This is a genomic window from Roseateles sp. P5_E11, assembly GCF_054049355.1.
Genome location: NZ_JBFUMO010000172.1, coordinates 1 through 10708, shown reverse-complemented (window position 1 = coordinate 10708; position 10708 = coordinate 1). Strand labels below are relative to the sequence as shown.

The window sequence follows — 10708 nt, the reverse complement described above, 5'->3', positions numbered from 1 at the left end:
CATCAACGCCGCGTTGATGGGCTTCATTCCCAAGAGCGTCAAGAAGGGCCTGATGGCGCTGGCGCCGGTGCGCCGCATCAAGAACGCGGTCATGAAGGATCTCGGCATCCCCGAGGACATGCTGACCTTCGTCAACTATCCGACCCGCTTCGACTGCCGCGACACCGAGGCCGCGCTCAAGGGCTCGGGCATCGCCTGCCCCGACCTGAACGACTACGCCTGGCGGCTGTGGGACTACTGGGAGCGTCATCTCGATCCCGCCCTGTTCATCGACCGTTCGCTGCGCGGCGCGACCGGCGGCAAGGTGGTGCTGGTGACCGGTGGCTCCTCGGGCATCGGCCTGGCTGCGGCCATCAAGTTCGCCGAGGCCGGCGCCATCACGCTGATCTGCGCGCGTGACGAGGTCAAGCTGGCCGAAGCGGTCAAGGAGATCAAGGCTGCGGCGGGCAAGGACGCGCAGATCCACAGCTATGCCTGCGACATCGCCGACGAGGCCGGCTGCGCCGGGCTGATCCAGTGGTGCACCGAAGAGTTCGGCGGAGTCGACTTCCTCATCAACAACGCCGGCCGCTCCATCCGCCGCGCCATCGAGAGCAGCTACGACCGCTTCCACGACTTCCAGCGCACGATGGACCTGAACTACTTCGGCTGCCTGCGCGTGACCATGGGCCTGCTGCCCGGCATGGTGGCCAAGAAGAAGGGCCATGTCGTCAACATCAGCTCGATCGGCGTGCTGACCAATGCGCCGCGCTTCAGCGCCTACGTGGCCAGCAAGGCCGCGCTGGACGCATGGACGCGCTGCGCCTCCAGCGAGTTCGCCGACACCGGCGTGACCTTCACGACCATCAACATGCCGCTGGTGCGCACGCCGATGATTGCGCCGACCGCGATCTACAAGAACGTGCCGACGCTGGCGCCCGAGGAGGCCGGCGACATGATTGCGCAGGCCTGCATCAACAAGCCGGTGCGCATCGCCACGCGCCTGGGCATCTCGGGCGAGATGCTGCACGCCGCGGCGCCACGCATCGCGCAGATCGTCATGAACACGACCTTCCGCATGTTCCCCGACAGCTCGGCCGCCAAGGGCGACAAGTCGGGCAAGTCGGGGCTGTCGCCCGAGGCCATCGCGATGCAGCAAATGATGCGAGGGATTCACTTCTAAGCCATCGATGAGCGCCCAGGGGCCACAGAGCCCCGGCGCGTGAAGGGAGGATCTCTTGCAACACTCACACCCTGTCGGGCCGCTGCCGTCCGTCAAGCCGACGCCCACGCCGCGCAGCTACCAACTGCGGGCCTGGGGCGCCGTGGCCTCGCTGGTCGCCTTCCTCGGCATCTATTTCGGTCTGGCCGGCTGGTTCGCCTGGACGGCGTGGCGGCTGGGCCAGAGCGCATTCGCCGGCCGCAGCGACGGCTTCTGGGCTTTCCTCGTGGCGCTGTGCGCGGCGCTGCTGGCCGTCTTCATGCTGAAGGCGCTGTTCTTCCGCCAGCGCCGCGCCGAAGACCATAGCCTGGAGATCCAAAGCACCGACCAGCCCGCGCTGTTCGTCGAGCTGAACGCCATTGCCGATGCTGTCGGCGCACCGCGCCCGCACCGTGTGCTGGTGTCGGCGCGCGTCAACGCGGCGGTGTTCTACGACCTGTCGCCGCTGAACCTGCTGTGGCCGACGAAGAAGAACCTCGAGATCGGCCTGGGCCTGGTCAATGTGCTGAACCGCAGCGAACTGCGCGCGGTGCTGGCGCACGAATTCGGCCACTTCGCGCAGCGTGCCATGGCCGTGGGCCGCTGGGTCTACGTGGCCCAGCAGATCGCCGCGCGGCTGGTGGCGCAGCGCGACATGCTGGACAACTTCCTGCAGGCCCTGTCCCGCTTCGACTTCCGCATCGCCTGGGTCGGCTGGGTGCTCAGCGTCATCGTCTGGGCCATCCGCAGCCTGGTGGACAGCGTCTTCACCGGTGTGCAGCTGCTGCAGCGCAGCCTGGGCCGCGAGATGGAGTACGGCGCCGACGCGGTGGCCGTCGCGCTGACCGGCAGCGATGCGCTGGTGCACGCCCTCTACAAGCTGCAGACGGCCGACATCGACTGGGACCGTGCCGCCGGCGTGGCGGGCGAGCTGCGGGTCAAGGAGCAATGGGTGGGCGACCTGTTCGCGCTGCAGGGAGCTATCGCCGAGCGCACCGGTCGCATGCTGGATGACGCCGACTATGGCCGGGTGCCGGTCGCACAGGGCGGCCCCAACCGCCTGTTCGACACCGCCGACAGCGCCGTGCCGCAGATGTGGCGCACCCATCCGCTCAACCATGAGCGCGAGGCGCGTGCCAAGACAAACTACAAGGCCAGCGAGGTTGATGAGCGCAGTGCCTGGACCTTGTTCGAGAACGCCGCCACGCTGCGCGAGCAAGTCACGCGCCGGCTGATCGAGGCGCCCGAGTCCGCCAAGCCCATGGACGCGGCGGCCTTGCAGGAAGCGCTGAATGAGCGCTTCGGCGGCGAGCTGCTGCAGCCGCGCTACCGCGGCGCCTATCTGGGCCGCGCACTGACCCGCCATGCGGCCGAGCCCGGCCAGTTGGTTGGCGACCTGCCCGAGGAGGCGGAGGGTATCCAGCGCCTTGCCGCCCTCTATCCAGCCAGCCTGGGTGAGGCCGTGCGGCGCTGGCGCCGCATCGACGCCGACAAGGAGCCGGCCGAGCATGCCGAGCTGCTGGCCGAGTTGCGCCGCCACGACCAGATTGCCCGCGAGACCCATCTCGCATTGGCGCGGGCACTGGGCGACGGCAGCGAGGCGCGGCTGCGCGGCTTGCTCGCTCAGCTGCACTACGCCGAGCACACCGCCGCCAATCTGCGCGACCTGCGCGGCATGCTGGCGCACACGGTTCGCGTCGAGACCACGGGCCGGATCAGCGATGCCGGTCGCATGCGCGTGCGAGATGCCGGCGGCCGGCTGCATCACGCGCTGCAGCAGTTCTATGCCGAAGCCCCTGACGTGGTGCTGGATGAAGCCACCTGCAAGCGGCTGCAGGTCGACAGCTGGGTCGCCGCGCTGGGTGAGTTGAAGCTCGGTCCGCCCGACATCAGCCATCTGGGCGATTGGCTCGGCGTCATCGACAGCTGGATGGACCTGGCGGAACGCGCCCTCAATGGGCTGCGTGGTGCCGTGCTGGCGGAACTGCTGGCCGCGGAAAGCCGCACGGCTGCCAAGGAGCCCGCCGGCGAGGCGACGGTGCCGTCCACGCCGCGCGGCTACGCCACCCTGCTCGAAGGCGCCGAGCGCCCGCGCGACCTGCGTCCCAGCCCGTGGGCGCGCTTCCTGGCCGCACAAGGCCGCGGCGCGGCTGCGGCGCGTATCGCCGTGGCGGGCGGCATCGTCGTCGGCGTGCTCGGCTTTGGCGGTGGCTATGGCGACATCAGTGTGCAGGTGCTCAACGGCTTCGACCGCCCGGTGCGCGTGCGCGTTGGCGGAGCGGGCGCGATCACATTACCCGCCTTTGGTTCGGCGACCGTCGGCCAGGCGCCGGACGCTCATCTCCCCATCAGTGCCGAGACGGAGCAGGGTGAGCTCATCGAGCGCTTCGAGGTCGCCCTGGAGCACGGCCCGGGCCAGCCGATCTACAACGTCGCCGGCGCCGCGCCGCTGGTGGAATTGACCTACACCTATGGCCGCGACGCGGGGCAAGTGCCGCCCAGGGTGCTTGGCGCACCGCGCTGGTCGAGCAGCCAGGCCGATGTCTTCTTTGGCGATCCGCCGCAGAGCGTCTCGGTCAAGCAGGGGCAGACCGAAATCCGCCACGTGCTCTACAGCGCAGCGGATGTGGCCCCGGCCATGCAGCTCAGCCTGCTGCGTGACGACGCAGCGGTGGTCGAGCGCTTGAGCGAGCAGCATCTGCTTTGGGACCGCCGCGATTCGCCCGTGCGCTACGCCTGGTTGCGCCTGCTGCGCGGCCAGCCGGCCCACGACAAGGTGCTGACCGCGGCTCTGTCACGCGAGCCGGCAGGCATCGAGCTGCTGCGCGAACGCATGGACACCTTGCCCGCCGACGAGAAGACGCGTTTGTGTGACGAACTCGGCGGCCGCGCGGCCGCGCCGGTAGCCGACGGCCATTCGGTCTATTTGGCCGCACGGTGCTTGCCCGAAGGTCCACTGCGTGACGCCGCGCTGCTGGCAGGCCTGGCGCGCTTCCCCCAGCACGCCTGGCTGGCCTATGGCGCGGCCAAGGCCGAAGCCGGCAATGCCAACTGGCGCGTGGCGCTGCGTGACTATGAGCTGGCGCGTGTGGAGCCCGCACTGGCGCCGTTTGCCAGCATCGAGGCCAACCGGCTGCGTCGCTTGCTTGGCGAAAAGGAGCTGGGTGTCGAGGCCGAGCGCATCGGCCCGCCGAGTCGGTTGCTGGGCGCACTCGGCTACCAGGTGCGGGCACGCGCGCTGGTCTCCGAGCCCGAGGCCTTCGCCAGGCTCGCGGCCGGAGAACCGGACAAGGCGGCCAGCGTCGACGCCGCGCCTTCTTMGCATCTACTGCGTCTGGCTGCGGCGTCCGACGGCGCCTCGGCCGACCTGCGCCGGCGTGTCGCGACCCTGCCTCCCGACGACGGCCTGGACGAGCTGACTTACTGGACGGCGCTGGCCCTGGCCGACCGCGAGGGACGGCCCGCGCCTGCGCTGCCCGCCGCGGCCATGGCCAGTGCCGGCATCGAGCCCGACCAGATCCGCAAGCTCGAAGCCTTTCGCAACGCGCTGGGCAGCACTGCCGCATTGGCCAGCGCTGAAAAGCATCTGCAAGGTTTGTTGCCCGAGCTGCGCGGCCAAGCCTACAGCATGGCCACAGTGCGCCTGGGTGGCCGCGCGCCGCCAGCTTGGCGGGAAGCCGCCAAGCGCTTGCTCCAGAGCCACGAGCGCCCCTACTTCAACTGAATCACAATGCCCCGGAGCCCGGCCTCGGCCGGGCTTTCTCATTCAAGGAACCGAGCTCATGTTGAGAGGCCAACACGTCGGCTTGCGTTATGTGACGGAAGACGATCTGCCCTGGCTCAAGCGCGCCGTGGGCGACCCGCAGGTGCGCGGCCCCTACCTCGGCTCGCGCATGATGACGCCGCATGCTGTGGACCAGCGCTGGAAGGACAACGGCTTCGCCAACGAGGACGCCGAGCGCCTGCTGATCTGTCACCTGCACGACGGCAGCGTCATCGGTGACGTGGTGCACTTCGCCGCGGCCCGCTACACGACGGCGCGCGAGATCGGCTGGACGCTGGCCGACGTCGCGATGCGCGGCCGCGGGTTGGCTTCGGAGGCTGCCGCGCTGTTGGTGGACTATCTGTTCGAGAACTGGCCGGTGAACCGGCTGTCCTGCGGCATGTCGGTGCACAACCATGCGTCCCGGCGTGTGGCGGAGAAGTGCGGCTTCACGCACGAGGGCATCCAGCGCGGCGTCGTGTTTGTCGGTGGTGAGTATGTGGACTGCCATTCGCTGTCGCTGCTGCGCAGCGAGTGGATGGCGATGAAAGGCAAGGACAAGTGAGCTCCGCTGGCCACAACAACCGTGAATTCGATCTGATCGTCTTCGGTGCGACCGGCTTCACGGGCCGTCTTGTCGCGGAATACCTGCACTTGAGCGGGGCCGGTGGCGCGCGCTGGGCAATTGCCGGGCGCAGCCTGGACAAGCTGGGCAAGGTGCGCGACGAGTTGCACCTGCCGCCGTCCGTCGCGCTGCTCAAGGCCGATGCGAACGACGCTGCAGCGCTGAAGGCACTGGTGGCGCGCACGCGCTGCGTCATCACGACGGTCGGGCCTTACCAATTGCATGGCGAACCGCTGGCGACGGCCTGCGCCGAGGGCGGCACGGATTACGTCGATCTCTGCGGCGAGCCGCTGTGGATGGCGAAGATGATCGACAAGCTCACGCCACTGGCGCAGAAGAGCGGCGCGCGCATCGTCTTCTCTTGCGGCTTCGATTCCATCCCCTTTGACCTGGGCGTCGTCTATCTGCAGGCCGAAGCGCGAAAGCGCTTCGGCGCGCCGCTACCGGAAGTGCGTGGCCGCGTCGCCCGCGTCAAGGGCACGGCCTCGGGCGGCACCTTGGCCAGCATGATGGAAACCATCGAGGCCGTGAAGCGCGAGCCGGGGCTCATCAAGGTGATGGCCAACCCGTTTGCGCTGACACCGGGTCTCAAGGGCCCGCGCCAGCCCGGCGGTCAGGCCGCGGACTTCGACGACTGGGCCGACCGCTGGAGCGGTCCCTTCTTCATGGCCACCATCAACACGAAAAACGTGCACCGCAGCAACGCGCTGCGCGGCCACCCCTGGGGCGCCGATTTCATCTACAGCGAGAAGCTGCTGACCGGCAAGCCCGGCCAGGCCGACAAGGGGCGCAAGAAGGCCATCGCGCTGGCCCGCTTCACCAGGCTGCAGAACCTGGCCCTGGGCTTCACGCCGACACGGGCCCTGCTGCGCCGCTTCGTGCTGACCCAGCCCGGCGACGGGCCGGACAAGGCGGCGCGCGAGGCCGGGCACTATGAGCTCTGGTTCACCGGCAGGTCGGCCGGTGGCGAGCTGCTGCGCGCCGTCGTCAAGGGCGACCGCGACCCCGGCTATGGCTCGACCTGCAAGCTCATCAGTGAGACGGCCCTGTGCCTCGTGCAGGACGTGGGCCGCGACGCGACGCCGGGCGGCATCTGGACGCCGGGCAGTGCCATGGGGCTGGCCCTGGTGCGCCGCCTGCATGAACGCGCCGGGCTGACCTTCGAGATCGCGGCTTGACGGGCGCCCCGCGCTGGGCGGTCAGCCAGCCGCGCATGCACTGGACGCTGCAGGCCAGCCTGGCCGAGACGCTGGCCACATTGGAGGCGGCCGCAGCGGCCGGTGCCCAGGGCTGCGTCGGCACCGAGCTGGCGTTGACGGGCTTTCACCGCCGCGTGCCTGAACTGCTCGATGAACGGGCGCTGACCGATGCCGAGGCGCAACTGCGTGCGGCCTGCGCGCGGCTCGGCATCGCGGCGGCCGTGGGCGTGCCGACACTGGGCGTGGACGGCGCGGTGTTCAACAGCCATCTCTACATCGACGCCGCGGGCCGCGAGCTGGGCCGCGTGCACAAGCGCGGGCTGACCGACAGCGAGGCGACTTTCTTCGCGCGGGGTGATGAACGCGGCTGGACGGCGATCGGCGGCGTGCTGGCGACGTCGGTGCTGTGCCGCGAGACGCTGGACGGCGCAGCGCTGCTACCGGAGCTGCGCGCCGCGGCCATTGGCTCGGGGCCAYGCGTGATCTTCTGGCCCAGCTACATCAGCGAATCCGACGCCGAGCAGGCGGCGCTGTGCAAGGCCTATCGCAGTGGTGCCGMGGCACTGGCGCGCGAGCTGGGCGCCTGGGTGCTGCAGAGCAACTGGCCCGAATCGCTGAACGCACCCGAGCAGCGCGGTTTCGGGGCCAGCGTCGTCATTGCGCCGGATGGCCACTGCGTGCTGACGCTGCCGCGGGATGAAGCCGCCTTGATCGTCGTGGATCTGGCTTAGCGCCGGCGCTTGGCCAGCCAGCCGAATACGCCCAGGCCGGCCAGCAGCAGCGCGCCACTGGCGGGTTCGGGCACCGGGGCAGTCGCGCCGGTCACCGTTGCGGCATTCAAGCCCCAGCCCTCGTCGCCCAGGCCCTGGAAGCCGGCACGGTCTGAACCTTCAAAGCTCGTCGGGCTGTCGATGCTGAAGACCAGTTGGTTGCTGCCCGCGGCCAGCGTGACGGGGAGGCTGATCGTCAGCTGCTGGTTGACCACCGCACCGACCGTGGCGCCGTTCGGGTTGAACAGCACGCGGTCGGCGCCACCGCCGCCGAGATTCCAGGTGCCGCTGAACACTTCGCTGCCGTTCAGCGTCACGCGCAGGATGTCGATGTAGCCGTTGTCGCCGTCCAGCGTGGCGTAGCCGGCCAGCGTGAAATCGATCAGGCCGGCGCCGGCGCCAGCGGCGAAATTGGCGGTCACCGAGACCGTGGTGTCCAACGTGGCCGTCGGCGCGGGCAAGGTGTACAGCGTGGCGGCCCAGGCGGGCGCGACCGTCAGCAAGGCGGCGGCAGCGAGCAGCGGCAGGCGGGGCATCGAAGTCATCGCGCGTCTCCGGTGGGGTTCGGCGCAATCTATCCGCCGCCGGTCCGCGCCGTGGGCTTCGAACTTGGGGGTGTCCCCCGACTCGGGGGGAGCGGGATCAGGTGCGCCGGATCAGCGCCGCATAGCAGCCGCGTCGTGCGTAATGGGCGTGGATGTAGTCCACCTCGGGCTGGGACAGCAGGCGCTCGATGAGGCCTTCGATGGCTGCGCCGTCGACGATGTCCGCATCGATCATCAGGCCCGCTGCATCGAAGGCGCGCAGTGACAGCAGGCGGCTGCGCAATGCGTCGGGCACGGTGTCGATGGCGTCGAAAGCTTCTCCGGCCTGTTCGCGCACGTAGATGGCGTGGCGGGAGCGGTAGGGCGTGTCGGCAGGCTGGTGCTCGTGGTTGATGAGCAGCACGGACTCATCCTCAGTGGTGTCGCGCAGTTCGACGCGGTCGGGCAGGCCCGCGCCGCGATGGCGCAGCGCGCCATGGTCGGCCAGCGCTGCGTCACTCAGGCCGAAGAGGTGCTGGAAGGGTTGGGCGGACAGCCCGGTGATGCGAAAGGACATGGTGTGCTCCAAGGGGTGGATGCACGCCATTCTTCAGACACGGCCGGGCTGCGTCTGGCCGCAATCGGACCTTCAATCTCGGCCTGCGGGACGCTCATAGTCGTTGTCCACCCAGGCTTCGGCGGACGCCTGGCTGAGCTTGAAGCCGGCGGCGACCTTGACCTGCGCCAGGCGCTCGCCTGCGGCATCGAAGGCTGCCAGCCAGGCATAGGGATCGTCTTCGGCGGGCACGATCTCCAGCGTGATCTTCAGCCAGTTGCCATCGCGCGCCACATAGAGCGCCTTGTTCAGCTGGGCGTGCAGTTGCTGCTCATGGCGGCGGAGGACCTCGGAGGCCGTCTTAACCAGCGTGTTGAAGGCGTTGACGTCCAGTGGCTTGGGATTCTTCTTGTCGCGCCCCATGGTCCAGGGGCCGACCAGGGCCGGCTCGCTTTCGCCGGCCTTGAACATCGCGACAGCCCAGCCTTCGTCGTCTTCGTTCTTGATGACCTGGGCCGTCCAGCCGTTGTCGCGCCATAGGCGCGCCTCGAAGACGGGTTCGTCCAGATCAGTCATGCCTTCAATCCCTTGGCCAGCAGCTCGGCGACGAGCGCATTGATGCCGCCTTCACGGCCGGTGGCGCGTTCGCGCAACTGCTCGGTCAGTTCAGCAGGCAACTTGCAGGCAAAGGGAACGAGGCCGGCGGCGGCGTCCAGCTTGCGCTGGGCCTTGCGGTCAGGCAGGGCGGCAGCGGCCTGGCCGAAGCGGCCGGGGGCCGCCTTGCCGCGCATCGCGCTGTCCAGCTTCAGGCCGGCGAGCCGTTCAAGATCGGTTTTCTTCATGCTCATGGGCCGGATTGTCCCCCCTTGGAGACAAGCCGGCCTGTGAGCGTCAGCCGTTGGTGGCCGGAGCGGCCGGCACGACGGCCGGGGCGCGCTGCACGCGGGTCTTGCCGCCGGTCGTCACGAGGACGACGGGGTCACCGCTGTTGAAGGCTTCGGCGCCCTTGGCCTGGACGATCGCGCGGCGCTCGCCGTTGCGCAGCTGGACGATGATTTCGAGAGCATCTTCCTTGGTCGCCGAGCGCTCGATGGCGTTGCCGATGACGGCGCCGGCGACGGCACCGATGACGCCAACGACCGCGCCTTCACGGCGGCCGCCGACCGAGCTGCCGGCAATCGCGCCGGTCACGCCACCGGCCACGCCGCCGACGCCGCTCTGCGAGCCGTCGACGGTGACGGGGCGGGAGGACAGCACGGTGGCGTCCTGGATCTGGGACATGCGTTGCGCGTCACCACGCTGGACGACGTCGGGGCTGGTCGTCGAGCAGGCCGAAAGCACCAGGGCCGCAGCCAGGGTGAGGGAGGTCATGAGCTTGGACATTCGAATACTCCTTGGGCAAACCGGCAGCCCAACGTCGCCAATTGTCTCGCCGTTGACGGCTCGATGCCCCCGACTACAACTCTTTACCGTTGGCGGTCAACGGGAATGACCCGCATCACCCATGCAGGCGCGAGCTGCGCGGCACGCTGGCGAGCAGGAACTCCATCTGGTCGGCCAGGATGCGGCGGCCGCGCAGGATCATGTCCTCGTGCAGGCTGGGCACATAGGGCAGGTAGAGCAGGCTCATGTGCGCCTCCTCCGGCATGCGGTTGCCCTTGCGGCCATTGCAGGGCCGGCAAGCGGTGATGCAGTTCATCCAGGTGTCGTAGCCGCCGCGCGACGTCGGGTGAATGTGCTCGCGTGTCAGGTCTTCGGGCAGGCAGTGGTGGCCGCAGTAGGCGCAGACGAAGCGGTCGCGCACGAACAACTTGCTGTTGGTCAGCGCCGGCGCCTGGCGCCAGGCCCGGCTGGGAACGGCGCCACGCACGGCAATGATGGGGTGGACCTCGATGCGCGACTGGCGCCCGGAGATGCGCTGCCAGCCCCCGCGCAGCACCTGGCAGGGGTCGCCCAGCGTCCAGGCCACGCCGTCGCAAGCGTAGATCACGGCCGCTTCACGGGTCGTGATCCAGGCCTGGGGTCGGCCGGAGACATCGAGTTGGAGCACATCCACAGAAGTCAACCTCCTGCCGGAGACTACTTCAGAAG

At 69.1% G+C, this 10708-nt stretch carries 11 protein-coding genes; 5 read left to right on the top strand and 6 right to left on the bottom strand.

From position 1 onward, the window contains the following. From ACXJKR_RS14565 to ACXJKR_RS14545, 5 genes are all read left to right on the top strand, one after another. On the top strand, positions 1 to 1162 hold a 1162-nt coding region (locus tag ACXJKR_RS14565), incomplete at its 5' end, for an SDR family oxidoreductase (RefSeq protein WP_457323441.1). A 55-nt stretch (positions 1163 to 1217) separates the two neighbouring features. After that, a complete protein-coding gene (locus ACXJKR_RS14560; RefSeq protein WP_457323440.1) occupies positions 1218 to 4904 on the top strand; it encodes a M48 family metalloprotease in 3687 nt (1228 codons plus the stop codon). Between the two features lie 58 nt (positions 4905 to 4962). Further along, a complete protein-coding gene (locus ACXJKR_RS14555) occupies positions 4963 to 5508 on the top strand; it encodes a GNAT family N-acetyltransferase (RefSeq protein WP_056203007.1) in 546 nt (181 codons plus the stop codon). Further along, entirely contained in the window at positions 5505 to 6746 is a 1242-nt protein-coding gene (locus ACXJKR_RS14550; protein WP_457323439.1) for a saccharopine dehydrogenase family protein, read from the top strand. The genes ACXJKR_RS14555 and ACXJKR_RS14550 overlap by 4 nt, the downstream gene beginning before the upstream one ends. Further along, positions 6743 to 7498, top strand: coding sequence for a carbon-nitrogen hydrolase family protein (locus ACXJKR_RS14545; RefSeq protein ID WP_457323438.1), 756 nt, complete (start codon positions 6743 to 6745; stop codon positions 7496 to 7498). The genes ACXJKR_RS14550 and ACXJKR_RS14545 overlap by 4 nt, the downstream gene beginning before the upstream one ends. Here ACXJKR_RS14545 and ACXJKR_RS14540 read toward each other — a convergent pair. The 6 genes from ACXJKR_RS14540 to ACXJKR_RS14515 form a co-directional block, all read right to left on the bottom strand. After that, positions 7495 to 8082 (bottom strand): PEP-CTERM sorting domain-containing protein, encoded by a 588-nt coding sequence (locus ACXJKR_RS14540; RefSeq protein ID WP_457323437.1) that lies wholly within the window; start codon positions 8080 to 8082, stop codon positions 7495 to 7497. The genes ACXJKR_RS14545 and ACXJKR_RS14540 overlap by 4 nt on opposite strands. Before the next feature lie 97 nt (positions 8083 to 8179). Further along, a complete protein-coding gene (locus tag ACXJKR_RS14535) occupies positions 8180 to 8638 on the bottom strand; it encodes a DUF1203 domain-containing protein (RefSeq protein WP_457323436.1) in 459 nt (152 codons plus the stop codon). Between the two features lie 72 nt (positions 8639 to 8710). Further along, the gene (locus ACXJKR_RS14530) at positions 8711 to 9193 is read right to left on the bottom strand and encodes a hypothetical protein (protein ID WP_457323435.1); all 483 of its coding nucleotides are present in this window, start codon (positions 9191 to 9193) and stop codon (positions 8711 to 8713) included. Beyond that, on the bottom strand, positions 9190 to 9465 hold the full coding sequence (locus ACXJKR_RS14525) for a hypothetical protein (protein WP_457323434.1): 276 nt from the start codon (positions 9463 to 9465) through the stop codon (positions 9190 to 9192). Before ACXJKR_RS14525 ends, ACXJKR_RS14530 begins: the two co-directional genes overlap by 4 nt. Before the next feature lie 43 nt (positions 9466 to 9508). Further along, entirely contained in the window at positions 9509 to 10000 is a 492-nt protein-coding gene (locus ACXJKR_RS14520) for an outer membrane lipoprotein (protein ID WP_235532079.1), read from the bottom strand. 115 nt (positions 10001 to 10115) lie between these two features. Beyond that, a complete protein-coding gene (locus ACXJKR_RS14515; protein ID WP_056203026.1) occupies positions 10116 to 10673 on the bottom strand; it encodes an HNH endonuclease in 558 nt (185 codons plus the stop codon). Positions 10674 to 10708: the final 35 nt, after the last annotated feature.

What these genes read in the sequence shown, in the direction of transcription:
- ACXJKR_RS14530 (WP_457323435.1), bottom strand. Translation starts at nt 9,193, where the DNA reads ATGACTGATCTGGACGAACCCGTCTTCGAGGCGCGCCTATGGCGCGAC.
- ACXJKR_RS14525 (WP_457323434.1), bottom strand. Translation starts at nt 9,465, where the DNA reads ATGAGCATGAAGAAAACCGATCTTGAACGGCTCGCCGGCCTGAAGCTG.
- ACXJKR_RS14535 (WP_457323436.1), bottom strand. Translation starts at nt 8,638, where the DNA reads ATGTCCTTTCGCATCACCGGGCTGTCCGCCCAACCCTTCCAGCACCTC.
- ACXJKR_RS14540 (WP_457323437.1), bottom strand. Translation starts at nt 8,082, where the DNA reads ATGACTTCGATGCCCCGCCTGCCGCTGCTCGCTGCCGCCGCCTTGCTG.
- ACXJKR_RS14555 (WP_056203007.1), top strand. Translation starts at nt 4,963, where the DNA reads ATGTTGAGAGGCCAACACGTCGGCTTGCGTTATGTGACGGAAGACGAT.
- ACXJKR_RS14520 (WP_235532079.1), bottom strand. Translation starts at nt 10,000, where the DNA reads ATGTCCAAGCTCATGACCTCCCTCACCCTGGCTGCGGCCCTGGTGCTT.